Below are 24,393 nucleotides of genomic sequence, written 5' to 3' on the forward strand. Positions count from 1 at the left end.
AGTCGGAACAACTGCAAACGCTGATGGCCTTCTTCAAAATCGGCCACGGCAACAGCAGCGGGTCGCGCAGCAGCGCGAAAGCCTCGCGGCGGGTGGCAAAGGTCAAGCCGGTCTCGAGTCCTGCGTCCCACGACGAAGGCGAAGCCGAATTCGACCTCAGCCAGTTCGAACGTTTCTAGGAGGTCGGCATGGGTGCAATCGCGACAACATCAAGCCAACTGCCGGTGGCAGTAGAGTCCGTAGCTACTGCAGGCCAGTATTTGACATTTGTCCTTGGCGGCGAGGTTTATGCGCTGGGGATTTTGAATATCAAGGAAATTATCGATTACGGCCAACTGACCGAAGTACCGATGATGCCGTCTTTTGTGCGCGGCGTGATCAATCTGCGCGGTAGCGTGGTGCCGGTAATCGACTTGTTGGCCCGATTCGGCAAAGGTGCAACTCAAATTGCCAAGCGTACCGGTATTGTGATCGTCGAGACGGCAACGAGCGACCAGGAAGACGAGCATAGCCAGGATATCGGCATCATCGTCGACGCGGTCAACGAGGTGGTGGATATCGGTAATCAGGATATCGAGCCACCGCCAAGTTTCGGCGCCGGTATCCGGCCGGATTTCATTAACGGCATGGCAAAGTGCGATAGCAGTTTCGTAATTTTGTTGAACGTTAACAAAGTGCTATCGGTGGATGAAATGGCCGCGCTGGGGCAGACGGTTTCCGGGTTTGCTCAGGAAGGAATAGCCGATTAGGGAGGACGCAATGGCGGCCATTAGTCATCAATCCGGGTCGGCTCCTGTCTTGCAACAACATGAGTTTGTCTGGATCAAGGATTTTTTATACAAGCGCGCGGGAATCGTGCTCAACGACAATAAGCAGGCGATGGTGGTTGGGCGTTTGGAAAAACGCCTACGCCATCATGGCTTGACCAGCTATACCGAATATTTTCGTTTGTTCGGCCGGCCCGGATTCGAAAACGAAACGACGATGGCGATCGATTTGTTGACCACGAACGAAACATATTTTTTTCGTGAGCCCAAACATTTCGAATATTTGACTCAGCATATTCTGCCGAATCATTCGCCTAGCAGGACGTTCAGAGTCTGGAGTGCGGCCAGCTCGAGCGGTGAGGAAGCTTACACCTTGGCGATGTTGTTGGCCGATCATGCCCGGCTAGGGCCATGGGAAATCGTCGGGACCGACATTTCCAACCGGATTTTGGAGAAGGCCAGGCGAGGTTTGTACCCGACTCACGGTTCGGAAAAGATTCCGCCATCGTTACTTAAAAAATATTGTTTGAAAGGTACCGGCGAGTTCGACGGATATTTTTTGATCGATCCGGCTTTGCGCAAGCATGTCAAATTTATCTATGCCAATTTGATTGGGAACTTGCCCAAGATGGAGATGTTCGACGTGATTTTTCTACGTAATGTCATGATTTACTTCGATATGGAAACCAAACAACGTTTGCTTGAGCGAATTACTAAATATTTGCTGCCGGGTGGTTACTTTTATGTCAGCCACTCCGAATCGTTGAACGGGATGAAAACCGATTTGCAGATAGTGACGCCATCCATCTACCGCAAGCCGGTAGAAGCTTGATTTTAGGAGAGGCATGAGCAAGCCGGAATTTTTTCTGGAGATTTTTTTACAACCGGGGGAACTGTATTTCGGCGACAGGGAGACCAGAATTCGCACGGTTCTGGGTTCTTGCGTTGCAATCACATTGTGGCATCCCGCATTGCATATCGGCGGCATGTGCCATTTTATGTTGCCGGGAAGCCGGCGCCAGCAACGGTCCAACGAGTTGGACGGGCGTTATGCAGATGAAGCGGTATTGATGTTTATGCAGGAGTTGCGGAAGTCCAAAACTTCGCCAAAGGATTACGAAGTAAAAGTGTTCGGCGGAGGGGACCAGTTCCCCGGACAAGCCAAGCCTAACCGGCTCAGCGTTTCCGATAACAATGTGATAGCCGCTAGGGAATTGCTGGCACATCATGGCTTTAAGATCAAAGCGGAGCACTTGGGCGGAACTGGTCACCGCAATGTGATTTTCGATTTGTGGAGCGGCCATGTCTGGATGAAGCACGTTTCGAAAGGGGCTTGAGCGAGTGAGAATATGAGCGAGAAGAAAATCAGAGTGCTGATCGTCGACGATTCGGCGGTTGTGCGCCAAGTGTTGACGCAAATTCTAAGTAAGTCGGCCGATATCGATGTCATCGGTTCGGTATCCGACCCGATTTTTGCGATGGCAAAAATGAATCAGGACTGGCCTGATGTGGTTGTGCTGGATGTGGAAATGCCGCGAATGGACGGTATTACCTTCCTGAAGAAGATTATGTCGGTTAGGCCGACGCCGGTGGTAATTTGCTCGACGTTGACTGAAAAAGGTGCCGAGACGACGATGCAAGCGCTGTCTGCAGGCGCTACCGGTATCGTGACCAAACCGAAAGCCGGCTTGAAGTCGTTTTTGGAGGACGACTGCGGCGATATTGTTCACGCCGTGAAAGCAGCGGCAATGACCGATATGCGGCGCATGAAAGCGATGACGATGGCCTCTCACGCGAAGCCGGTGAAAACCATGGACTCGGCCGCAACCGGAACGGGAGGCGTCGGGCATGCCTCGGCGATGGCTGCCACTACCGACCGACTGGTTGCAATCGGCACGTCGACCGGCGGAACCCAGGCTTTGGAAGTGGTTTTGACTCAGTTGTCCCGGATCGCGCCGGGAATTGTGATCGTACAGCATATGCCGGAGAAGTTTACCGGCGCCTTTGCCGCCCGACTTAACAGTATTTGCGAAATTGAAGTCAAAGAAGCCGTCAGCGGCGACCGGGTAATACCGGGGCGGGCCTTGATTGCACCGGGCGGCAAACATATGTCGATCTTGCGTAGTGGTGCCCAATACGTGGTCGAAGTCCAGGACGGGCCGTTGGTCAATCGGCATCGGCCGTCGGTGGATGTGTTGTTTCGTTCGGTAGCGAAATGGGCCGGTAAAAATGCGTTTGGAATCATTATGACCGGTATGGGGGACGACGGCGCGCGGGGTTTGAAAGAAATGCACTCGGCCGGAGCCCGCACAGCAGGCCAGGATGAAAAAACCTGCGTGGTCTACGGCATGCCCAGAGAAGCGGTGAAGTTGGGCGCTGTGCAGCAAGAAGTGCCGTTGCAAGCGATCGCCGGCCTGATCGAGCAATACGGCAAGTAAATCCGTTCAAAAAATACAAATTTCGTTTCCGTCTCGGTCATAATTGCCGTTTTATTGCCGGGATCGTAAGCATGCGTTATTTACACACTATGGTGAGGGTGCGAGACCTTGCCGAATCGCTGGATTTTTATTGCAATAAGCTGGGTTTGACGGAAATTCGGCGGCTGGATAACGAGTCAGGCCGGTTTACTTTAGTGTATTTGGCTGCGCCGTTAGATCGGGAACGCGGCGGCGCGAACGGTGCTCCACTGTTGGAATTGACCTATAACTGGGATGCTGAGGATTACACCGGCGGCCGCAATTTCGGCCATCTGGCGTTCGAAGTCGACGACATCTACGCAAGCTGCCAAAAGCTGGCGGATCAAGGTGTCACCATCAACCGCCCGCCGCGGGATGGCTTTATGGCCTTCATTCGCTCGCCGGACCAGATTTCCATCGAGTTGCTGCAAAAAGGCGCCGCTTTGCCCCCGCAAGAGCCCTGGGTCTCTATGGCGAATACCGGGGTTTGGTAAGGCATACACCTTTGCTACCCTTAGGTCTGTACATTCATTTTCCGTGGTGCATCCGCAAATGCCCTTATTGCGACTTCAATTCCCACGCCGTCAAACAACCAATCCCTGAACAGCTTTACGTCGATGCCTTGCTGGCCGACTTGCAAGCGGATTTGAATTTGCTGGCAACGCCGCGCGAAATCGCAAGTATTTTTATGGGCGGAGGTACACCCAGCTTGTTTTCGCCGGACGCGCTCAACCGCTTGTTCGCCGGGATAAGACAGCTGGCAGGGCTGACCGCCGATTGCGAGATCACGCTCGAAGCCAATCCGGGAACCTTCGAGAGTGCCAAATTTGCCGAATTCCGCGCTTTGGGCATCAACCGCTTATCTGTGGGCATCCAAACTTTTTCTGACCATCACTTGCAAGTTCTGGGAAGGGTGCACTCCTCCGCGGAAGCCATGGCGGCATCGGAGATTGCGATTCAGGCAGGGTTCGACAATTTCAATCTGGATCTGATGTTCGGTTTGCCGGAACAAAGTCCAGACCAGATGCTGGCTGATGTGCAAACCGCGATCAATCTGGCGCCGACGCATATTTCGTTTTATCAGTTGACGTTGGAGCCCAATACCTACTTCCACAAATTTCCGCCACAATTGCCGGACGGCGACGAAATATTCGCCGCGCAGAAGCGTTGCCAGAGCTTATTAGCAGATCACGGTTTTCAACAGTACGAAGTTTCGGCTTACGCCCAGGTTGGACGGCAATCCCGCCACAATAAAAACTATTGGCAATTCGGCGATTACTTGGGGATTGGCGCCGGCGCCCACGGCAAAATCAGTCGCCGTTTGCCGGACGATATCGTACGTACCGTCAAACCAAGGAGTCCGGAGCAGTATTTGCGCCGCGATTGGACGGCAATCGCGGAGCCGATAGCGGTCGGCCAATTGCCACTGGAGTTCTTGATGAATCAATTGCGCTTGAAAGCCGGTTTCGATTTGGCGCACTTTCGCGCAGCCACCGGATTAACGGCAGTCAGCTTACAGCCTGGATTGTCGCTATGTCTGCAGCAAGGCCTTTTGAGTCGACAAGAAAACCACTACGCCTGTACCGAGCGAGGCTGGGATCTGTTGGATTTGGTCCTAGAAAAATTTATCGATTAGAGGGGCGCGGTTATAATTGTTCACCCGGATTTTTTGTTACTAGTATCCCGTTCGGGCTGAGTATCTCGAAGTCCAAGGCGGTTCTAGCTTGACATGCTCAGCCCGAACGGGATTCAAGACCCGGGCAACAATGCCATTAACTCGTAATATTCCTACCATGCTCGATTACCAGAAACAGTTTATTCAGTACGCTTTGGCGTGCGGTGTACTGAAATTCGGCGAATTTCAATTAAAGTCGGGGCGGATCAGCCCTTATTTTTTTAATACCGGTTTATTCAATACCGGCGCCCAACTTGATAAGTTGGGCCAATTTTACGCGCAAACCTTGATTAACGCCGGGGTCGAAGTCGATGTGCTGTACGGCCCGGCGTATAAGGGCATCCCGTTGGTCAGCACGACGTCGATCGCTTATTCCCGGTTAAAAGCGGATATTCCGTTTGCCTTTAACCGCAAAGAAGCCAAAGACCATGGCGAGGGCGGCACCCTGGTCGGTGCACCACTGCAAGGCAAGGTCTGGATTCTGGACGACGTGATTACCGCCGGGACTTCGGTGCGGGAATCGGTAGACATTATTCGTGCGGCCGGCGCCACCGTGGCCGGCGTGGTTATCGCGTTGGATCGCCAGGAAAAAGGCCAGAACGAGTTGTCGGCAGTGCAGGAAGTCTCGGCTCAATTCGATATTCCGGTGCTGGCAATTATCGGTTTGGCGGACATCATCGAGTTTATTAATCAAGAGCCGGCATTTGCCGGGAAATTGCCGGTGATTCGCGCTTACCGCCAGCAATACGGAATTTGAGCCGCGACGCGAGTTACCGGCGAAATGCTTGTGGATTATTGGTCTACACTTAGCCGTTATTATTAGCCCTTACATCGAGTACAGTCAGCACAAAGGCGAGCAATGAGAACTCTGGAATTTAAAGAACAGTTGCACGAATACACGCATTGGCGTGAACAACTGATTCAAGGCATCGAGATGTATCGCGACTGGCGCAATCGGTATCGGTTTAACGACCCGCAAAGCACCGATACGTTGCTGAATATTTTACAGGGCTTGCATAACGACCGTGTGACGCTGGCGTTCGTCGCCGAGTTTTCCCGCGGCAAAACCGAATTGATCAACTCGCTGTTCTTCGCCGAAACCGGCGTACGTCTGTTACCGTCCTCGCCGGGACGCACGACGATGTCGCCCACCGAATTGTTTTGGGACGAGAAAGGCGGCAGTTACATCCGGTTGTTGAATATTGAAAGCCGTTTGGAAGACATTTCGCTGATGGACTATAAGCGTAACCCGGATCGGTGGACCCAAATCGATTTGAATTGCGACTCGCCAACCCAGATGCAGGAAGCCTTCCGCGAGTTGATTGCGACGAAAAAAGTGTCCAAGGATATGGCCGACAAACTCGGGCTCTGGAACGAACGCGAAGCCGCCGAACAGGGCATCATCAACCCGGAAGCCGTGGAAGTCCCGTGCTGGCGTCACGCGATGATCAGCTTTCCGCATCCGCTGCTGAAGGAGGGATTGTGTATTCTGGATACCCCGGGCCTGAACGCATTGGGTACCGAGCCGGAGTTGACCCTGAGCATGTTGCCCAGCGCCCAGGCCATCGTTTTCGTGTTGGCGGCCGATACCGGCGTGACCAAAAGCGATTTGGAAATGTGGAAGAGCCACGTTTGCAGTTCCCGCGGTAACCGTCGCCAGGGCTTGGCGGTGGTGATGAATAAAATCGATTCGATGTGGGACGACTTGGCCGGAGAAACCGGTTACGAAGCCGCGATCCAGAAGCAGATCGAAACCTCGGCGACGATTCTAAACCTGGAAAAAGACGTGATTTTCCCGGTGTCCGCCAAGCAGGCATTGCTGGCAAAAGTCAAAGGCGACGAAGCCTTGTTGGAAAAAAGCCGGCTGCGGCAATTGGAGAACTACCTTTCCGAAGACATTTTGAATCAGCGTCGCGATATCCTGAAAGGTGTTGTGGACAAAGAGATCGGTTTCTTGATCAGCGAATCGGTGAAGCTGATGGATGCCAAGATCAATCACGCCCAGAAGCAGTTGGAAGAATTCAAGCAGGTCGATTTCGAAAATCAGGAGTTGACCGGCAAGTTGATGGCGGAAACCCGCGATCGGCAAAACACTTATATGGCGAATATCGAGAACTTTCAGGCCAGTCGCAAAGTGTTTGCCGTTCAGGCGAAAATGCTGATCGATTCGTTCGCAAAAGAGAAAATCGACGAGATCATTCGCCGTACCAAAGAGGATATGAGCAAAAGCCTGACTACCTACGGCATGAAACAGAACATGCGCAAGTTGTTCGACGAGTTGCGCGACTTATTGCAGGATTCGGTGGATTTAACCGAGGAGACCCGGCGCCTGATCAAGGCAATTCACAAGAAATTCCAGGACGAATACGGTTTCAAGGAAATCGAGCCGCAGCTGTTTTCGATCAAACAGCATCAATTTGAATTGGAGCAGATTTTCGAGGAAGGCGAGGCGTTTCGCAATAGCGCCCGAACGACGATGACTGAGCAGAGCGTCGTGGTAAACAAGCTTTACAGCACGCTGATCGCCAAAGCCCGCAACATATTGCAGCAGGCGCAACGCGACGCCGTAACCTGGAGCAACAGCGTATTGTCGCCGTTGATGCACCAGATCAAAGACCACAAAAAGCAGATCGAAAGTCGGTTGATCATGCTGCGCAAAATTAACGAATCCAAAGGCGGTTTGGCGGAAAGTATCGCCCAATTGGAAGCCGAGTTGGGGCCGTTACAAACCCAGTATCAGGAATTGCTGGACATCATGAAATCGGTGCATTTGGCGCCGCCCTCCGACTAGCTGTTTCGGCAGCGACTCGGCTATTGCGTCAGTTAAGTAAATCGTAAAAACGTTGCCAGTCGAACAATGGGCCGGGGTCGGCCTTGCGTAGCGGGGCAATGTCGCTGTGGCCGGCAATTCTTTGCGCCGATAAGCCAGGGTAGGTTGCCATTAAGGTTTTGACTGCTTTGGCTAATTGTATGTACTGCGCGTCGGTGTAAGGTTGGGTTACCGAACCTTCCAGCTCGATACCGATAGAGAAATCGTTACACCGTTCGCGGCCTTGATAATTCGAAACTCCGGCATGCCAGGCGCGGCGGTTGAAGGGTACATATTGCCGGATGCTGCCGTCGCGACGGATCAGCAAGTGAGCGGACACCTGCAGTTGGTAAATTGCCTGGAAATAAGGATCGCTGTCGGGGTCCAGCTGGTTGCAGAACAATTGATCGATATAGGGGCCGCCGAATTGTTCCGGCGGCAAGCTGATGCAATGAATGACCAGTAGCGAGATGTCTTGCGCATCAGGCCTGTCGTCGCAGTTCGGCGATGGGACTTGGTGGGCTTGGTCCAGGTAATGGTCTTGAATTTTCATCGATCTCGCTCAGGCAATCGCGGCATTGTACAGCGCCAGGCCGAACCTCGGTCACGGCTTTGTTTATAATGTCGCTTTTGTTTCAGACAATTCGATACGGCATGCAACCTGATCCCGCAGAAATTGACCGCTTTTTAGCCGAAGATATCGGTGATGGCGATTTGACCGCCAATATCATTCCCGAAGCGATACCAGCCAGCGCGACAGTTGTCACTCGCGAGAACATGGTGTTATGCGGTAGCGCTTGGTTCGATGCCGTGTTCGAACGGCTTAGCCCGCAGTTGATGATCGAATGGGTGGTTAGCGACGGCGATTGGGTGGCCGCCGACACGGTACTTTGCCGCCTGAGCGGTCCGGCGAGAGCTCTGTTGACTGGAGAACGTACTGCGCTGAATTTACTGCAAACCCTGTCCGCCACAGCCAGCGTCGCCCGCGAGTATGCCAATGCGGTGGCCGGCACCGGCTGTAAAGTGTTGGATACGCGCAAAACCTTGCCTGGCTTGCGGCTGGCGCAAAAATACGCGGTGCAGTGCGGCGGTTGTTTCAATCACCGGATCGGCTTGTTCGACGCCATTTTGATCAAGGAAAACCACATTTTGGCCGCCGGGTCCATAGCGAAAGCGGTGCGTGAAGCCAGGAGTCAGGCAAGCGTGCCGGTAGAGGTTGAGGTGGAAAATCTGGACGAGCTTGAGCAGGCTTTGGCGGCAAGGCCTGATAGGGTCATGCTGGACAACTTTAGCGTGGCAGAACTGGTGGCGGCGGTCAGTCGCAATCAAGGCCAAGTCGAATTGGAAGCTTCCGGCAATATCACGCTGCAAAATATCCGTAGTGTCGCTGAGACCGGAGTCGATTTTATTTCGATCGGCGCACTGACCAAAAATATCAAAGCGGTGGATTTATCGATGCGCATCGACATGCGCATCGGCTGATCCGATCTCGCAAGTTTGGTCAGTTGACCGCGTTCAGCATCTCGTTTTCGTAGAGCCGCAATTTTTTCCAGTTGGCGAATTTGCTGTCGTCGAATTGCGCATCGTGGTCGATGGCGTGTTCGTAGCAGCTACGGAACAGGCGAGCGGTTCTGAAGGCATGCAATTCGTCGTCTGCAGTGACCGTTTCGACATTGCCTACCTGGAAGGTTTTGTTGCGGGATTTGCTGTCTTTGACCCAGAACACCGTGTAACAAAGATAGCTTTTGTCCTTCCGATGGTCGAATTTGATTGTTCTGGAAACGCCGGTCACGCCGGTGGTTGTTTTATTTTTCGGCGGTTTCAAGAAACGGGTCTTACTGCCTTTCAGCACCACCAGCATCTGGTCGCGCCAAGTGATGGCGGCCTTCAGTGACTTGGTTTTGCTGCCCCACAATTTGTGAGAAAAATAACGGCTGCTCTCTTTGCCGCGGCGGACGATGCGGACTTGAAAGCCGAATGCGTCGGGTTCAGTGATGTGTTTTACTTTTGCCATACGTTGTAAACCAGGTGTTTGACAACAGCCCGCATAATGGTGAATAACAATGTACGCAGACCGTCTGTTATTTATGTAAGCCGTGGATTACACGTTAGCGCGAAATTTACTGTCTTGCAAGCGGAATTTGATGGGATTATTGGCCGATTACCAACTATTTTAGTGTAGAATAGGGTTCAGCCTTCTCGCAGAGGCGGAAAAAAGGTCTTAACCTTCTGTTTTATAAATAAATATGGAGAAATTCGATGAGCGTTTTAGTAGGTAAGCAAGCCCCTGATTTTACAGTTCCTGCGGTGTTGGGCGATGGCCAAATTGTTGATTCTTTCAGCTTTTCTGAAGCAACTCGTGGCAAGTATGCGGTACTTTTCTTCTATCCGCTGGACTTCACTTTCGTTTGCCCTAGCGAATTGATCGCTTTGGATCACCGTATCGACGAATTCAAAAGCCGCGGCGTCGAAGTCATCGGCGTTTCCATCGATTCGCATTTCACCCACAACGCCTGGCGTAACACTCCGGTCAACCAAGGCGGTATCGGCCCGGTCCGTTATACCCTGGCGGCCGACCTGAAACATACGATCGCACAAGACTACGATGTCGAATCCGCCATCGGCGTGGCTTATCGCGGTAGCTTCCTGATCGACAAGGCCGGCGTAGTACGTCACCAAGTGGTTAACGATCTGCCGCTGGGCCGTAATTTCGACGAGATGCTGCGCATGGTCGACGCGCTGCAATTCCACGAAGAGCACGGCGAAGTCTGCCCGGCCGGTTGGAACAAAGGCGACGCCGGTATGAATGCCAACCCAGCGGGTGTGGCTGAATATCTGAGCAAAAATGCTGACAAACTGTAAGCGTTAGCCGGCATTGAAAAGCAGGGCGTATCGTTTCGGCGATACGCCTTTTTTTTGCCTCGCAAAATTTGCAGCGGTGGCAAACCAACCCTACAAACAAAAGTTGAAGCCAGCCGACTTATTGCTTGCCTGTCTGACCAATGCTAAGGTGCCGCGAATGGCATGTGATTCGACTCGACCTTAAACGGCGGATGGCGCAAATTACCGGAATACTACTGGCGGCGGGAGCGAGCCGACGCTTCGGCGGCGATAAACTCAGTTATACCCTTCCCAACGGCTCAGCCGTTGCCGAGCAAGCGTGTCGTAATTTAGGTCAAGCCGTGGATCGGGTGTTAGCCGTGGTGCGTCCAGGGGCCGATGTTGTCGCCGAGGCGCTGAAAGCAGCTGGAGCTCGGGTTGTGGTCTGCGCAGAAGCCGATAGCGGCATGGGCGCAAGTTTGGCTTGCGGGGTTGCGGCCAGCACCGATGCCGATGCCTGGCTGGTCGCGTTAGCGGACATGCCGTGGATTGCGCCGCAAACCGTTGCTTCGGTAGCGGATGCGTTGCGAAACGGCGCTGCAATCGCTGCTCCCTGCCGACAAGGCCGGCGCGGCCATCCGGTCGGATTTGCCCGGCATTTGGCCGCCGATTTGCTCGCTTTGCACGGCGATAACGGGGCGAAGAGCGTAATCGAGCGCTACCGGGCGCAATTGCAATTGGTCGAAGTCGCCGATCCCGGTATTCTGCGCGATATCGATACGCCGACCGATCTTATCCAACTATAAAAAACCGCGTGATTACCGACATACTCGACTTGCAACTTTCGTTGCGTAAACAACGCCAGCCTTACGTTTTGGCCACCGTCACCGAAATTCTGGGTTCGTCGTCGGCAAAGCCGGCAGCGAAGGCGTTGTTGGATCACGACGGCAAGGTCTTGGCCGGTTGGGTTGGCGGTGGCTGCGCGCAGTCCATGGTGGCTCGCACCGCGTTGGAGTGTCTGAAAACGGGAGAGCCGTGCGTGATCGATATCGATTTGAACGACGAAATATTCGGCGCCGGCATGCCTTGCGGCGGCGCGATGCGGGTGTACGTGGAGCCGGTGCTGCCCAAGCCGCAGCTTTGGTTGCTGGGCCACGGCCGCATCGTCGAGGCGGTGTGCGAATTTGCCCATCGGCTTGGCTTCGACGTGATCGTCGACGACCCGCAAGCTTGCGCCGACCGCTTCCCGGCTGCGACCAGGCTGATCGATGACGATGTCCGTTACCGCCAACTTCAGCCCGGTTCTGGCGATTTCGTTGTGATCGCAACCCACCACAAAGGCGATTACGATGCGCTGAGCCAAGCGTTGCATTCCCAAGCCTGTTACATCGCGCTGGTTTCCAGCCGGAAAAGGGCGAAATTGGTGCTGGATCGGCTGGCTGGCGAGGGCTTCTCCCAGGCTACATTGGCCGCAGTCAGAGCGCCGGCCGGCCTGGATTTGGCGGCGAAATCGCCGGAAGAGATTGCCTTGTCCATCGTCAGCGAAATGGTCGCGATTCGTCGCGGCGGTAGCGGCTCGCCGCTGAGTCGGGCCATAGCGCCGGCCTGATCCGCCGACCTTTACCGGTCGCAAGCCGGCGTGTAACATCCTCGGCCAATTCCGGTGTAGCTACGATTCTTACCGCGTCCAACGAACCCAGGGGAGTGCCAGATGACCATACTTAACATCAACGGCAAAAGCCGAAAAACCCGTTTGCCGCCCGATACGCCGTTATTGTGGCTGTTACGCGACGAATTGGGCTTGACCGGCACCAAGTTCGGTTGCGGTATCGCTATGTGCGGAGCCTGTACCGTACATCTGGACGGCCAGCCGATCCGCGCCTGTGTAACGCCGATTTCGGCAGCGGAGGGCAAAGCCATTGTCACGATCGAAGCCATCGGTCAGGACGCTACCGGCAAAAAAGTTCAAGAAACCTGGCTTGAGCTGTGCGTGCCGCAATGCGGATATTGCCAATCGGGCCAGATCATGGCCGCGACTGCATTGCTGAAGCAAAAGCCGCAGCCCGACGATGCCGACATCGACAAAGCCATGAGCGGCAATATCTGCCGTTGCGGTACCTACCCTAGAATCAGGGCCGCGATCAAACAGGTCGCTGCTAAAGCGGAGGTGCAGCCATGAACCGTTTGGCTCAGGATCTTGAGACTTCCGGCGTCAGCCCGGCCGACATCGATGGCTTTGAAATTGCCAACATCAGCCGCCGCGAGTTTTTGAAGGATTTAGCCTTGACCGGCTTGGTGTTGGCGGCCGGGGTGCCGCAGCTTTTGCAAGCCGACGAAACCGCCGCACCGGCGCAAGCCGAAAAGTTCGGCGCCGAGGCGATGCCGCATGGCTGGGTCGATAATCCTTTGGTATTCGTCGCGATTGCCGCCGACGGCGCCGTGACCATCGTCTGCCACCGCTCGGAAATGGGTCAGGGGGTGCGCACCAGTCTGCCGATGGTGGTCGCCGACGAAATGGAAGCCGATTGGGAGCGGGTCAAGGTGGTGCAAGCGCCCGGCGACGAGGTGCGCTTCGGCAACCAGGATACCGACGGCTCGCGCAGCACCCGCCACTTTTTTCAGCCGATGCGCCGGGTTGGCGCCGCCGCTCGGCAGATGCTGGAAACCGCAGCGGCCCGACATTGGCGGGTGACGATCAGCGAAGTGCGGGCCGAGCGCCACGCCGTTTTGCATATACCGACCGGCCGCACCCTGGATTACGGCGCATTGGCCAAGGCTGCCGCGAAGTTGCCGGTACCGGCGCGCGATAGTCTGCGCTTGAAAACTGCCGACCAGTTTCGTTACATCGGCAAGGGCAAGCAAGGTTTGTACGACGGTCGAGACATTGTGTCCGGCGCGGCGCAATACGGTATCGATATTCAGTTGAAAGATATGCTGTATGCCGTTGCCGCGCGGCCGCCGGTGCTGGGCGGTAAAGTGGTGAGCTACGACGCCAGCGCGGCCTTGAAAGTCCCCGGCGTGGTTAAAGTCGTGGAGTTGCCGAGCAGTCCGTTGCCGGCCGATTTCAATCCGCTGGGCGGCGTTGCGGTGATTGCGCGCAATACCTGGGCGGCGATCCAGGGCCGTAAGGCCTTGAAGATCGAATGGGACCACGGACCGCACGCCGGCTACGATTCCGCCGCCTACAAGGCCGAATTGGAGGCAGCGGTGCGGGCGCCGGGCAAAGTGGTGCGGAACGAGGGCGACGTGGATATAGCGTTGCAAAATGCGGCCAAACGCCTGGAAGCCGAATATTACGCGCCGCATCTGGCGCAGGCGCCGATGGAGCCGCCGGCCGCGACGGTGCGTATCGCCAACGGCGCCTGCGAAGTCTGGACCTGCACCCAAGCGCCGCAACTGACTCGCGAGCGCGTCGCCAAATGGTTGAAGTTGCCGGTGGCGAAAGTCACGGTGCACGTCACGCTGCTCGGCGGCGGATTCGGCCGCAAGTCCAAACCGGACTACGTGATCGAAGCGGCTTTGTTGTCCAAGGCAATGCGCGGCAAGCCGGTGAAGATGACTTGGACTCGCGAAGACGATCTGCGCCATTCCTATTTCCATACCGTGTCGCTGGAGCGGCTGGAGGCCGGCCTGGATGCCGCCGGCAAGCCGGTGGCTTGGCTGCACCGCACCGCGGCGCCGTCGATCTCGTCGACCTTCGGTCCCGACAGCAAACAGCAGATGCCGGTGGAACTGGGTATGGGCGTTATCAATAACCCGTTCGCGATTCCGAATTTGCGGATCGAGAATCCGCCGGCTGCCGCCCATACCCGGATCGGCTGGTTTCGTTCGGTGTCGAATATCCCGCGCGCGTTCGCGATTCAATCCTTCGTCGCCGAACTGGCCGCCGCGGCCGGACGCGACCACCGCGATTTTCTGCTGGAACTGCTCGGTCCGGATCGCCGGATCGATCCGCGCGACCTGAAAGACATGTGGAACCAGGGCGAATCACCGGTTTTGTATCCGCTGGATACCGGTCGTTTGCGGCGGGTGATCGAAACCGCAAGCCGCGAGGCCGGTTGGGGCCGGCCGGCTCAGCCCGGCCGCGGTTTGGGCCTGGCGGCGCATTACAGCTTCGTTACCTACGTGGCGGTGGTGGCTGACGTTGCCGTCGATGCCGTCGGCAAACTCAGCATTCCGCGGGTCGATATCGCCGTGGATTGCGGGCCGCAAGTCAATCCGGAACGGATTCGCTCGCAATTGGAGGGCGCTTGCATCATGGGCGTCAGCTTGGCGACGCTGGGCGAGATCAGCTTCAAGGACGGTGCGGTAGTGCAGGATAATTTTCATACCTACCAATTGACCCGGATCGACGATGCCCCGCGCGAAATTCGGGTGCATTTGCTGCCGTCGGCGGAATACGACGCGCCGCTCGGCGGCGTCGGCGAACCCGGCGTGCCGCCGATCGCGCCGGCCTTGTGCAATGCGATTTTCGCCGCCACCGGCCAGCGCATCCGCCAGTTACCGATTCGCGACCAATTGTTGAAGGATTGAAGCGCTAGCGGTTGCGGTCCAGTTTACGGTAGCCGATCGCTTCGCTGAGGTGGGGGATTTCGATTGTCTTTGCGTCGGCCATGTCGGCGATAGTGCGGGCCAGTTTCAGGATGCGATGGTAGGCGCGATGCGACAAGCCGAATTTCTCCATGGCCTGCTCCAGCAATTGGTGGCCGGCGTCCGTCAGTTTGCATACGACTTTGACTTCGGCAGCCGTCAGTGCCGCGTTGGGTTTACCGCTGCGGGCATCAGCGATTTGCCGGGCCGCGACTACCCGGCGGCGGATGGTTTCGCTGCGTTCCTCGCCTTCCGCCGCGCCTTTGCGCAACATTTCCAGCGAGACTCGCGGCACTTCCAGGTGCATGTCGATCCGGTCCAGCAACGGCCCGGAGACTCGCGCCCGGTAGCGGGCAACTTGCTCCGAGGTGCAGCGGCAGCGGCCGGAAGCGTCACCCAGATAGCCGCACGGGCACGGGTTCATCGCCGCAATTAGTTGGAATCGGGCCGGAAAATCGGCTTGGCGATTGGCGCGGGATATCGTGATATGGCCGGTTTCCAGCGGCTCGCGCAACACTTCCAGCACTTTGCGGTCGAATTCGGGCAGTTCGTCCAAAAACAGCGCGCCGTTATGCGATAGCGAAATTTCACCGGGTTTGGGGTTGCTGCCGCCGCCGACCAGGGCTGCGGCCGACGCGGTATGATGCGGTGCCCGAAACGGCGGTTGCCGCCAGCGGCCGATGTCCAGACCATGGTCGCTGATCGAGGCGAGCGCGGCGGTTTCCTGGGCTTGTTGTTCGGTCAGTTCCGGCAGAATGGTCGGCAGCCGCGCTGCCAGCATCGATTTGCCGGTGCCTGGCGGGCCGAGCATCAGCAGATTATGTTGACCGCTGGCCGCGATTTCCAACGCCCGTTTGACGTGGTACTGGCCGTGAACGTCGGCGAAGTCGACTACAAAGGCCGCGGCGGTGCCGATTGTGCTCGGGGCGGGCGGTTCGATTGGTTTGTGTCCGCTCAAATGCGCGCAAACTTCCAGCAAATGTGCGGCCGGCAATAAGCCGGCGTCTTTGATTAAACTCGCCTCGGCAACGCAGCCAACTGGCAGAATCAGTTGCCTATGCGCGTCGCGGCAATGAATCGCCACTGGCAAGGCGCCGGGTATCGGCCGTAGCTCGCCACCCAGCGACAATTCGCCGATGCACTCGTATTCGGCCAACGAATTCTTCGGGATCTGGCCGGACGCGGCCAAAATCCCCAAGGCGATAGCCAAATCGAAGCGGCCGCCTTCTTTGGGCAGGTCGGCCGGCGCCAGATTGACCGTGATGCGTTGGATCGGAAATTCGAAATGCGAGTTGACGATCGCGCCGCGTACCCGATCCTTGCTTTCCTTCACCGCGGTTTCCGGCAAGCCGACGATGTTCAGCGCCGGCAAACCGTTGCTGACGTGGACCTCCACCGTTACCAACGGCGCGTCGATGCCGGACCGGCCCCGGCTATAAACCACGGCCAGCGACATCGCTTATTCTGGCGACAGGCGCTGTTCCAGTTCGGCGATGCGTTGTTCCAGCTCTTCCAGGCGGGCGCGGGTTTTCGCCAACACGGCCTTTTGTACTTCGAATTCTTCGCGGCTGACCAGATCCAGTTTTGCCAAGCCGCTTTGCAGCAAGGCGTGGACGTTTTTTTCGACATCGTCCTTCAGGTTGGTCAGGCCGGGCGGAATGGCGCCGGCGATGCGCTCGGCTAAGTTATCAATGGCTTTGGGATCGAACATGGTCATCACTCGTGGTCAATAAAGGGGTTGGGTGTCGGTAAATGGTCTCGGCAAATCTTCTCGGTATCATCCCGGTCTAGCGGTTGCTCGGTCAAGCCGCACTGGTAATGGTGCTGTTCCACTCGGAAATAATGGCAGGAACGGCATAAACCGAAACTTTTGGATTGGTTGACTTTTTGCAATAAGCCTAGCGCATTTTGCAAGGCCTCGCCCACACTGTCTACTTCCTGGCGGCTGATACGCGATTCGGCTTGCTTGAAGATGTCCAGCGGCTTCAATTCGTCGACCAGGCGTTTGCCGCTGGCAGTCAGGCTCAAATGGAAGATACGGCCGTCCAGCGTGTCGACCGACTTTTCCAAATACTGTTTGCGTTCCAGGATTTGGATGCTCTGTGACACGGTGCCCTTGGTCAGGCCCAGATATTCGGCAACCGCCGTATGCGTATTGCTGTAGCGGTTGCAGCGGGCCAAATATTCCAGAACCTGGCCGTGGACCGGTTGTAAGCCGATGGTTGCGTATTTTCGGCGTTCTTCCGAACGCAGTATGGCGCTGATCCGTTCGATCAGCTTGAAGGTTTCTAATTCATGCATCGGCCCGATTCTAACACAGGCCGGCCGGGCAGCCTTGAACTGCGGCCGGTCTGTGTCGGATAAACAGGCTTACATTAGTCGAGTTTGTCCATTTGGTCGCTCCAGTTGAGGTTATCGCGGACAAAATAACGGTATTCCGCCTGTTTTTGCAGATTCAACACGTACAGCGAACGGCCGATGCCGCGCCGGCGGTAACCACCGTTTTCTTTGTCGACGATTTGATCACGCCAGGCGCCGAAATTGACGTAGGTGAAGTTCTTGCGGGTCGGGCTGTCGATGTCGGCCTCGGCTTGCAGCGGGATATGGGTATGCCCCTCGCCGTGGATTTGGAAGCCCTGTTGCAATAGTGCTTCTTGAAAGGTCGGAAAGGCCAGCAAGTTTTTCAAACTGGCGCCGTCCTCGCTGTACACCGAGCTAGGCCGGATTCGTTCCAGCCAGTCCAGCACTTTCAGGACGCCACGCACGAACTGCAATTGAATGCGGTACATCAGGAAGGATTCGGTGAATTTCAACCAGTATCTGGCCAGCGTCAAACCCAGGCGTTGCGAGCTTGGAGCGCTGGCCAGGGTATAGTCCCAATTCAGCCAGTCCTTCAAGGCGCGGAACAGCTGGTTTTCGATGATGTCGCGAATCCTGGCGTCGGTCGACGAACGGCTGGTTTCGTGCAGTATCCGGCTTACTGCGGCCGAACTGGGTCGGTACAGGTCCAACTCGTCCAAAATCCGGGTGATGCGGGCCAGATCCGGCGGAGCTGTGTCGGAGGTTTTGAATGCGTTCTCCAGCTCATCCTTGCTGCGCCAGATAAAGGTGGATAATACGCCGGCCGCCACGGTATCGCCGAAACAGGCTTCGGTGAACGGCCGGTAATTCAGCTTTTGCCAGGTTTTTGCTGCCCATCCGTCCTGGGTGTTCCAACCCGGCAGGCCGTCGGTGGCGGCGATGGCTAGACAATTGGCCCGGTCGCGCCACTGGCCGTGAGTGACGAACAGTCGCAAATCGGTGTCACCCCAGTAAAACGGCAGCCACGGCACGCTGTCGGCTGCGGTAAAGCGATCGGGGTCGCCGAAGTACATGTTGCCGATCCAGGCCCGGTATGCCGGTGTCAGTTCGCCAAGCGGCTGGCCCAGACAGTCTTCGTAAAACCGCTTCAGAATATCGGGATCGGCGAATATTTCCTTGTCGTGGTTGCCGAGCAATACCAGCACTTCCACCGTCGTAGGCGTGGTATCGGCACTGGTATTGAGCTTGCGTTTGGTTTTTTGGGCCTCGAGCAATTGGTTGGGAAGATCTTTCAGGTGGTAGAAAAAACCGCCTGAATGCTCGCCTTTTGCCGGTGGCCGGTCGTGCAGAAGCAGAATCCCGTCCATGATCTTATGCAGGCATTCCTTGAATTCCGGCTTGCTGCGTTGCCACGGGTAAACTCCGGCTTTGGCCCAAACCGAGGTGCGGATCATATCCACGACATCGCCGTCCAATATCAGCGTCAATTGGTCGATGTGCTGGTTTTCGCAGGTGTCGGCCAAGTCGGAGAAAAAATCGGCCCAGACTGTTTCTTCGGCGCTTTGGGTGCCGACCGTGCCGTCGGTGAAGTGGACGTCGCTGATTACGACGCAGAGCCGGTTCGAGGCCGTGCCGGAACCGGACGTTGCCGGTTGCAGCGTATCCAGCGTCAGTTGCAGATCTTCTTGAGTGATTGCCATGGTCGTATGCCTCAATTCCGGTGTTTGTTCAAAAATTCCACGAAGCGCGGAAACACGTCTTGGGCGGCGTTCTTACCCATGATGACGTCGGCATGGCCGTAATCCGGGATCACGGCCAACTCGTGGCGGCCCGGGACAATTTTTTCCAGGCGTTGGTGGCAAACGATGTTGGAGTCGCGGAACAAGGCATTGTCCTGGCCGGCGACCAGCAGGCACGGGGTCTGAATATCGGCAGCGTCGGCCAGATAATTGTCCGGCAGGCTGCGGTAGCGCGGTTCGTTGGGCTGATATTTGACGGCGGTATTGCCGGCGTTGACCATCTTCAACACGTGGCGATAGTAATTGACTGAGCTGCCGCCGAACAGGTCGCCGCAGCGGCGGTGGGTGACGTCATGCAGATTCTCGTGTTTGTACAGCACCGGAAAACCCCAGCCCCACATGAAGCTCAGCATGTGGCATTCCGGCGAATCGCATTCGTGGTGGAAGGCCGAGATCGCCATCGCCAGCAATTTGCCGGCGCCGAAGCCGGGGTCGCGCCGCCAATGCGGATTCAGATAATCCACGCCCAAAATGTAATCGGCGGCCAACGGCCCCAAGTACAGTTTGATCTTGGCCGGCAGCGGCACGCACGGCGTCAGCGATACGCCGTTGGCGATCAGGCTGCGGATGCCGGTGACGGCTTTGCCGAACAGGCTCATACTGAAGGCCAACGCACCGAAGCAATGGCTGATCACATGGATCCGCGCATCCGGACCGACGGCTTGGCGTACGGTCGAGATCGCCGCCGGCATGTCGTACAAGGCCAGATCGTCGACGTTGTAGCGGTGGCGTTGCAGGTTGTACGAGTAGCGGTTGCTGATTCGGCCGTCCAGGGTCCAGACGTCGGTAAAGCCCTGGTCCAGCAGATAGCTGGTCAGGTTGTAATGTTCCGGCATGATGAACATGTCGCTGGCGGCAGTCAGGCCCGGAACCAGAACCACCACGTCGTTGCTCGGCGCCCGCTTGAAGCGCAACAGGCTCAAGCCCAGTCGGTCGGCGGTGGTGAACGGGTGGGTCGAGACTTCGGCATCCTTGACGCCTTCTAGCGTATACAACGGAATTTCGCGGACGAAGGCGCCCATTTTCGGCGTCAGCGCCGGTTTATAGACTTCCCACAAGGCGCCGAGGAAAAAGCCGCCGAAGCGTTCCACGGCGTGCAGCCGGTCGGCTAAGGTATCGCCGCTGGCGCGGATCGTGGTCAATTGTTTGGCGAAGTCCATGATCTCGATGTGCAGGATACCGGTGGCGTAAACCTTGGCTTTGGCTTCCCGGTCGGCTTCGACGTGGCCTTTGAACAGGTTGGTGAACAAGGTCGTGGTGTCGGCCCACAGATCCGGCCCGACATTGTCCTGGATTTGTTTGGCGCCGCTCAGCGTCAGCTTTTGGCCGTTGCTGTCGGTGAAAAACAGCCGGTACAGCATTTGTTTGCGGTTGGCGTCAGCGCTGTCGACGAACAGGTTGAACACACCCTGGTCGACAGTGCGACGGCCGCCGACCAGATCGCCTTCCACCCAGCCGATGGCGGCGGCCTGGTGGCGATCGTTATCCAAAAACGTATCCAGATCATCGCTCTGGATGGTCAGATGAAACATGAAGTAATGGCCGTCGGTCTTGCCTTGGTCGTAACCGTCTTGAAATGCAGTTTGGCCGGGGCTGAGGTAGCCTTTCATTTCTTCGGTGAATTCGAACGAAGTTTTTGCGTTGGAGTCAGTCATGTCTGTGTCCTCTGGCGATGGGGCTACACGCCCAGGCTGGCGTCGGGTGCAATGCCGGTGATGCCTTCGGCAATCCACTCGGCAGTAGCGGAAATGGTGGCGATCGGATTGGCGCCGACTGCGCTTGGCAGGATGGAGCCGTCGGCTATGTATAGGCCTTGGTAACCGAAGGCCTGGCCGCGGCTGAGCGGGTCGGCGGAGACCACGCCTTTCTCTACCGAGTCGGCCAGGATACAGCCGCCCAACGGGTGCACCGTTACGTTGTGTTTGACCGGCAACTCCCAAGTCGGCAATGGCAAAAACAGCTTGCCTTTGATAAAGGCGTTAAAGCGTTTGCCGGTGTCGAGAATGGCCTGATACAGGCCCATGCTGGTGTCTTGCGGCCAGTCCAGGTCGATGCGGCCTTCTTGGTTTAGGGTCAGGGTGCCGTCGCCGTTATCCAATCCCATGCAGAGCAGCACGCCGCTTTTCGAAGACAAGTCGTCTTTCAGGATTTCGTGCAGCGAAAAGCCCAGTGAGCCGTTCCAGATACCGTTGACCAGATATTTTTTCAGCCAGGCAATGAATGCCTTCGCCGCACGGACCAGTTTGCGCAACAGACTGGTGGGGAAGGCGCCTTCGATATACCAAGCCAATGTGGCCGGGTAAGAGGCGTCTTCCAGTATGAAGGCCCGGTTGCGCTGGAAACGGTCGAACAGGTGGTAGTCGGTGTATTGGGTTATCACCGGGCCATAGTTCGGATCGGCTTCCTTTTTGCCTTCGATTGCGAACGACAGAAAATCGCCGTTGCCGGAAAACCAGCGGCCCAGTTGCGCGCTTAATTTAGGCAGCGTGCCGAATACGTCGCGGCAGCGCAGCAATAGCTCGTTGGTGCCGAAGGTGCCGGCCGATACGACCACGCGCCGCGCGGTAACGCTTTGCAATGTGTCTGCTTCCAGATCGCGGAACTCGACCCGATAGCCGTGTTCGCCGCCCGCTTGCGGGTCGTCGCGGCCGTCGGCACCGAGCGGGACGATTTTCTCGGCTTGGCGGTCGGGCTGGATCTGGCCGCCGTGGTGGTGTTCGCCGGCGTAGAGGTAGTTCAGGTCCAGTGTGTTCTTGGAATGGGTGTTGCAGCCGATATCGCACTCGCCGCAGTAGGTGCAGGAGGTTTGAGTGGCGCCGTAGCGGTTTTTCTCCTGGAGGCCAATAGCCAGTGGTTGCTCCCGGCCGTTGTAGCTGTAATCGTTGCCGAAAAATACGCAAATGTCGGCAAGCTTACTGGTGCGGTTGTCGTGGGCGGCGAATTCCTGAAACAGTTCGGTGCGGACGATTTGGCGGCGCGGATCGGATTGCCAGGACGGTACCGGTCGCGCGCCCAGCACTTGCTTGGCCACCTGATAGTAGTGCTTTAGCGTGTCTTGGTTTATCGCCGCGGGCCAGCCTTGTTCGAAGACTTGGGCCGGTGGCTCCAAAAACACGTTGGCATAAATCAGCGAGCCGCCGCCCAGGCCGGCCGAAATCACCGCATCCATTTTTTTATAGTTGCGAATGTCGAACAGCCCGCGCAACTTCTTATCCTGAATGTGTTTGGGCCGCTTTACGGCGTTGCCGTCGATGCTCCAGAAACTGTCGGCAATTTGTTTCGGCGAGCGGGCGAAAGACGCCATCGGGTAGCGCCGTCCGCGTTCCAACAGCAAGACCTTGCTGCCCCATTTCTGCGCCAAGCGGCAAAAACTGATGGAGCCGCCGAAGCCGCTGCCGATGATGATGGCTTCGTAATCTAAATCCGGACCGGCCATTGATACCTCCTCGAGAAAGATTTTTTTATTATTATCGGGATTAGCCGAGTCCGCTTGTTAACTAGTTAACTTGCAAAAAGCCCAATATTACAAAGCCTTGCACAATGGTCAGCCGACGCGGCGGAGCCAGTATAGACCAATTGACAATTGACTTCGACGATTAACTGTGGACTTGTCAGGCGCCGATTCGGAGAGACGGCGTTATACTGCAAGCTCGATTAGTAATGCGTCAGGAGCAGGGTATGCAGAAAATAAAGGTGAATAATCCGGTAGTGGAAATCGACGGCGACGAGATGACCAGGATTATCTGGCGTTTCATCAAGGACAAATTGATCCTGCCTTATCTGGATTTGCCGATCGAATATTACGACTTGGGTATCGAGCACCGCGACGCCACCGACGATCAGGTGACAATCGATGCCGCCAACGCGATCAAAAAACACGGCGTCGGCATCAAATGCGCGACAATTACGCCGGACGAAGCACGGGTTGAAGAGTTTGGTTTGAAAAAGATGTACAAATCGCCGAACGGCACGATCCGCAACATTCTGGACGGTACCGTGTTTCGCGAACCGATCATCTGCAAAAACGTGCCGCGGCTGGTGCCGAACTGGACCCAGCCGATTTGTATCGGCCGCCATGCCTTCGGCGACCAATACCGCGCCACCGATTTTGTCACCAAGGGCAAAGGCAAATTGACGATCAGTTTTAAACCGGACGACGGCGGCCCTGAACAAAGCTACGAGGTCTACCATTTCGCCGGCGACGGCGTGGCGCTGGCGATGTACAACACCGACGAATCGATCGCCGGCTTCGCCCGTAGCTGTTTCAACGTCGCGCTGGACCGGGGCTGGCCGTTATACCTGTCCACCAAAAACACCATCCTGAAAAAATACGACGGCCGCTTCAAGGACATTTTCGAAGACATTTACCAAACCGAATACAAAGCCCAATTCGCCGCCAAAGGTATTGTTTACGAGCACAAATTGATCGACGACATGGTCGCGTCGGCCCTGAAATGGAACGGCGCTTTCGTTTGGGCCTGTAAAAATTACGACGGCGACGTGCAATCGGATACCGTCGCCCAAGGTTTCGGTTCGCTGGGGCTGATGACTTCGACGCTGGTAACGCCGGACGGTATGATCATGGAGGCCGAAGCCGCACACGGCACCGTTACTCGCCATTACCGGATGCACCAGCAGGGTAAGCAGACTTCGACCAATCCGATCGCGTCGATCTTCGCCTGGACCCGCGGCCTGGCCTTTCGCGGCAAACTGGACGGCAACGCTCAACTGATCGATTTTTGCCACACGCTGGAAAAGGTCTGCGTCGATACCGTCGAGTCCGGGCTGATGACCAAAGATTTGGCGGTATGCATACATGGCGACGCGGTCGACGATGCGCAATATTTAACCACAGAGGCTTTTTTGGCGGCATTGCAAACCAATCTGGAGCGCAGTTTGGCGTTGTAACCGATTTCCGATTTGGCCGATCCGGCTTTCCGGCCGGCCGGCCGAAACGAAAAAAATCTTGTCGGTCACGGATTTCGCCGGCTTGCGTTACCGTTTGATTTGCTTGATAAATAGCGAATCGAAATCTGTTTGGCTTGTTTCGGAACGTGATTCAGCGCAATTAATCACGCAAATTTCACAGAGTTTATCCGGAAAACGGTGCTATGATCGCGCAACCTGATTGGGAATGCCGCCTTTTCGCCGTTCTGGCGATGCCGTTGCCCAACCG

At 56.3% G+C, this 24,393-nt stretch carries 23 protein-coding genes; 15 read left to right on the top strand and 8 right to left on the bottom strand.

All coding sequences use genetic code 11. The annotated features are described in order from the left end of the window. Nucleotides 1-188 precede the first annotated feature (188 nt). The 8 genes from AC0IM9_RS14720 (at nt 189) to AC0IM9_RS14755 (ending at nt 7,689) form a co-directional block, all read left to right on the top strand. Nucleotides 189-749, top strand: coding sequence for a chemotaxis protein CheW (locus AC0IM9_RS14720; RefSeq protein ID WP_140914131.1), 561 nt, complete (start codon nt 189-191; stop codon nt 747-749). A gap of 10 nt (nt 750-759) precedes the next feature. After that, on the top strand, nt 760-1,599 hold the full coding sequence (locus AC0IM9_RS14725) for a CheR family methyltransferase (protein ID WP_140914130.1): 840 nt from the start codon (nt 760-762) through the stop codon (nt 1,597-1,599). A gap of 13 nt (nt 1,600-1,612) precedes the next feature. After that, entirely contained in the window at nt 1,613-2,104 is a 492-nt protein-coding gene (locus AC0IM9_RS14730) for a chemotaxis protein CheD (RefSeq protein ID WP_482804525.1), read from the top strand. Between the two features lie 12 nt (nt 2,105-2,116). Further along, nucleotides 2,117-3,205 (top strand): protein-glutamate methylesterase/protein-glutamine glutaminase, encoded by a 1,089-nt coding sequence (locus AC0IM9_RS14735; protein ID WP_278209831.1) that lies wholly within the window; start codon nt 2,117-2,119, stop codon nt 3,203-3,205. 71 nt (nt 3,206-3,276) lie between these two features. Further along, nucleotides 3,277-3,717, top strand: a complete 441-nt coding sequence (locus AC0IM9_RS14740) for a VOC family protein (RefSeq protein WP_140914129.1) — start codon at nt 3,277-3,279, stop codon at nt 3,715-3,717. Between the two features lie 11 nt (nt 3,718-3,728). Next, a complete protein-coding gene (gene hemW / locus AC0IM9_RS14745) occupies nt 3,729-4,859 on the top strand; it encodes a radical SAM family heme chaperone HemW (protein ID WP_482804526.1) in 1,131 nt (376 codons plus the stop codon). Nucleotides 4,860-5,016: 157 nt separating this feature from the next. Beyond that, nucleotides 5,017-5,655 carry an orotate phosphoribosyltransferase gene (gene pyrE / locus AC0IM9_RS14750; RefSeq protein WP_140914139.1) on the top strand — a complete coding sequence of 213 codons (639 nt, stop codon included), beginning with the start codon at nt 5,017-5,019 and terminating at the stop codon, nt 5,653-5,655. A gap of 102 nt (nt 5,656-5,757) precedes the next feature. Beyond that, nucleotides 5,758-7,689 carry a dynamin family protein gene (locus AC0IM9_RS14755; protein WP_140914127.1) on the top strand — a complete coding sequence of 644 codons (1,932 nt, stop codon included), beginning with the start codon at nt 5,758-5,760 and terminating at the stop codon, nt 7,687-7,689. A gap of 28 nt (nt 7,690-7,717) precedes the next feature. Here the strand turns inward: AC0IM9_RS14755 and ampD are convergent, their stop codons facing one another. Continuing rightward, nucleotides 7,718-8,260 carry a 1,6-anhydro-N-acetylmuramyl-L-alanine amidase AmpD gene (ampD, locus tag AC0IM9_RS14760; protein ID WP_482804527.1) on the bottom strand — a complete coding sequence of 181 codons (543 nt, stop codon included), beginning with the start codon at nt 8,258-8,260 and terminating at the stop codon, nt 7,718-7,720. A gap of 101 nt (nt 8,261-8,361) precedes the next feature. On the opposite strand from ampD, the gene nadC reads away from it, so the two are divergent. Further along, a complete protein-coding gene (nadC, locus tag AC0IM9_RS14765; protein WP_482804528.1) occupies nt 8,362-9,189 on the top strand; it encodes a carboxylating nicotinate-nucleotide diphosphorylase in 828 nt (275 codons plus the stop codon). 19 nt (nt 9,190-9,208) lie between these two features. Here nadC and AC0IM9_RS14770 read toward each other — a convergent pair whose 3' ends face one another. Continuing rightward, nucleotides 9,209-9,721 (bottom strand): hypothetical protein, encoded by a 513-nt coding sequence (locus tag AC0IM9_RS14770; RefSeq protein ID WP_140914124.1) that lies wholly within the window; start codon nt 9,719-9,721, stop codon nt 9,209-9,211. A 245-nt stretch (nt 9,722-9,966) separates the two neighbouring features. Here AC0IM9_RS14770 and AC0IM9_RS14775 point away from each other — a divergent pair, with 245 nt between their 5' ends. From AC0IM9_RS14775 to AC0IM9_RS14795, 5 genes are all read left to right on the top strand, one after another. Beyond that, nucleotides 9,967-10,569: a peroxiredoxin gene (locus AC0IM9_RS14775; RefSeq protein ID WP_278209826.1), complete on the top strand. Its 603-nt coding sequence runs from the start codon at nt 9,967-9,969 to the stop codon at nt 10,567-10,569. A 164-nt stretch (nt 10,570-10,733) separates the two neighbouring features. Continuing rightward, a complete protein-coding gene (locus tag AC0IM9_RS14780) occupies nt 10,734-11,333 on the top strand; it encodes a nucleotidyltransferase family protein (RefSeq protein WP_482804529.1) in 600 nt (199 codons plus the stop codon). Nucleotides 11,334-11,341: 8 nt separating this feature from the next. Continuing rightward, nucleotides 11,342-12,136: an XdhC family protein gene (locus AC0IM9_RS14785; protein WP_482804530.1), complete on the top strand. Its 795-nt coding sequence runs from the start codon at nt 11,342-11,344 to the stop codon at nt 12,134-12,136. 102 nt (nt 12,137-12,238) lie between these two features. Then, nucleotides 12,239-12,706, top strand: a complete 468-nt coding sequence (locus AC0IM9_RS14790) for a (2Fe-2S)-binding protein (protein WP_482804531.1) — start codon at nt 12,239-12,241, stop codon at nt 12,704-12,706. Then, entirely contained in the window at nt 12,703-15,060 is a 2,358-nt protein-coding gene (locus tag AC0IM9_RS14795; protein ID WP_482804532.1) for a xanthine dehydrogenase family protein molybdopterin-binding subunit, read from the top strand. The genes AC0IM9_RS14790 and AC0IM9_RS14795 overlap by 4 nt, the downstream gene beginning before the upstream one ends. 4 nt (nt 15,061-15,064) lie before the next feature. Here the strand turns inward: AC0IM9_RS14795 and AC0IM9_RS14800 are convergent, their stop codons facing one another. The 6 genes from AC0IM9_RS14800 to AC0IM9_RS14825 form a co-directional block, all read right to left on the bottom strand. Next, nucleotides 15,065-16,573, bottom strand: coding sequence for a YifB family Mg chelatase-like AAA ATPase (locus tag AC0IM9_RS14800; protein ID WP_445372212.1), 1,509 nt, complete (start codon nt 16,571-16,573; stop codon nt 15,065-15,067). Between the two features lie 3 nt (nt 16,574-16,576). Beyond that, nucleotides 16,577-16,828, bottom strand: coding sequence for a ubiquinone biosynthesis accessory factor UbiK (ubiK, locus tag AC0IM9_RS14805; protein WP_140914118.1), 252 nt, complete (start codon nt 16,826-16,828; stop codon nt 16,577-16,579). A gap of 5 nt (nt 16,829-16,833) precedes the next feature. Then, on the bottom strand, nt 16,834-17,418 hold the full coding sequence (locus AC0IM9_RS14810) for a MarR family winged helix-turn-helix transcriptional regulator (protein ID WP_482804533.1): 585 nt from the start codon (nt 17,416-17,418) through the stop codon (nt 16,834-16,836). Nucleotides 17,419-17,492: 74 nt separating this feature from the next. After that, complete coding sequence (locus AC0IM9_RS14815) at nt 17,493-19,118, bottom strand: hypothetical protein (protein WP_482804534.1); 1,626 nt, start codon at nt 19,116-19,118, stop codon at nt 17,493-17,495. 11 nt (nt 19,119-19,129) lie between these two features. Continuing rightward, entirely contained in the window at nt 19,130-20,872 is a 1,743-nt protein-coding gene (locus AC0IM9_RS14820) for an alpha/beta fold hydrolase (protein ID WP_482804535.1), read from the bottom strand. Nucleotides 20,873-20,895: 23 nt separating this feature from the next. Beyond that, entirely contained in the window at nt 20,896-22,653 is a 1,758-nt protein-coding gene (locus tag AC0IM9_RS14825; RefSeq protein ID WP_482804536.1) for a GMC family oxidoreductase N-terminal domain-containing protein, read from the bottom strand. Between the two features lie 242 nt (nt 22,654-22,895). Between AC0IM9_RS14825 and AC0IM9_RS14830 the strand changes: the two genes are divergently transcribed. Further along, on the top strand, nt 22,896-24,125 hold the full coding sequence (locus tag AC0IM9_RS14830; RefSeq protein WP_482804537.1) for an NADP-dependent isocitrate dehydrogenase: 1,230 nt from the start codon (nt 22,896-22,898) through the stop codon (nt 24,123-24,125). Nucleotides 24,126-24,393: the final 268 nt, after the last annotated feature.

The organism is Methylomonas sp. Uni0011 (genome assembly GCF_056850255.1).

Bases quoted from the DNA above. Each gene is read 5' to 3' on its own strand.
- ubiK (WP_140914118.1), bottom strand. From the start codon at position 16,828: ATGTTCGATCCCAAAGCCATTGATAACTTAGCCGAGCGCATCGCCGGC.
- pyrE (WP_140914139.1), top strand. From the start codon at position 5,017: ATGCTCGATTACCAGAAACAGTTTATTCAGTACGCTTTGGCGTGCGGT.
- AC0IM9_RS14810 (WP_482804533.1), bottom strand. From the start codon at position 17,418: ATGCATGAATTAGAAACCTTCAAGCTGATCGAACGGATCAGCGCCATA.
- AC0IM9_RS14825 (WP_482804536.1), bottom strand. From the start codon at position 22,653: ATGGCCGGTCCGGATTTAGATTACGAAGCCATCATCATCGGCAGCGGC.
- AC0IM9_RS14725 (WP_140914130.1), top strand. From the start codon at position 760: ATGGCGGCCATTAGTCATCAATCCGGGTCGGCTCCTGTCTTGCAACAA.
- AC0IM9_RS14820 (WP_482804535.1), bottom strand. From the start codon at position 20,872: ATGACTGACTCCAACGCAAAAACTTCGTTCGAATTCACCGAAGAAATG.
- AC0IM9_RS14735 (WP_278209831.1), top strand. From the start codon at position 2,117: ATGAGCGAGAAGAAAATCAGAGTGCTGATCGTCGACGATTCGGCGGTT.
- AC0IM9_RS14815 (WP_482804534.1), bottom strand. From the start codon at position 19,118: ATGGCAATCACTCAAGAAGATCTGCAACTGACGCTGGATACGCTGCAA.
- AC0IM9_RS14770 (WP_140914124.1), bottom strand. From the start codon at position 9,721: ATGGCAAAAGTAAAACACATCACTGAACCCGACGCATTCGGCTTTCAA.
- AC0IM9_RS14795 (WP_482804532.1), top strand. From the start codon at position 12,703: ATGAACCGTTTGGCTCAGGATCTTGAGACTTCCGGCGTCAGCCCGGCC.
- AC0IM9_RS14740 (WP_140914129.1), top strand. From the start codon at position 3,277: ATGCGTTATTTACACACTATGGTGAGGGTGCGAGACCTTGCCGAATCG.
- AC0IM9_RS14730 (WP_482804525.1), top strand. From the start codon at position 1,613: ATGAGCAAGCCGGAATTTTTTCTGGAGATTTTTTTACAACCGGGGGAA.
- AC0IM9_RS14800 (WP_445372212.1), bottom strand. From the start codon at position 16,573: ATGTCGCTGGCCGTGGTTTATAGCCGGGGCCGGTCCGGCATCGACGCG.
- AC0IM9_RS14720 (WP_140914131.1), top strand. From the start codon at position 189: ATGGGTGCAATCGCGACAACATCAAGCCAACTGCCGGTGGCAGTAGAG.
- AC0IM9_RS14755 (WP_140914127.1), top strand. From the start codon at position 5,758: ATGAGAACTCTGGAATTTAAAGAACAGTTGCACGAATACACGCATTGG.
- AC0IM9_RS14775 (WP_278209826.1), top strand. From the start codon at position 9,967: ATGAGCGTTTTAGTAGGTAAGCAAGCCCCTGATTTTACAGTTCCTGCG.
- ampD (WP_482804527.1), bottom strand. From the start codon at position 8,260: ATGAAAATTCAAGACCATTACCTGGACCAAGCCCACCAAGTCCCATCG.
- AC0IM9_RS14790 (WP_482804531.1), top strand. From the start codon at position 12,239: ATGACCATACTTAACATCAACGGCAAAAGCCGAAAAACCCGTTTGCCG.
- nadC (WP_482804528.1), top strand. From the start codon at position 8,362: ATGCAACCTGATCCCGCAGAAATTGACCGCTTTTTAGCCGAAGATATC.
- AC0IM9_RS14830 (WP_482804537.1), top strand. From the start codon at position 22,896: ATGCAGAAAATAAAGGTGAATAATCCGGTAGTGGAAATCGACGGCGAC.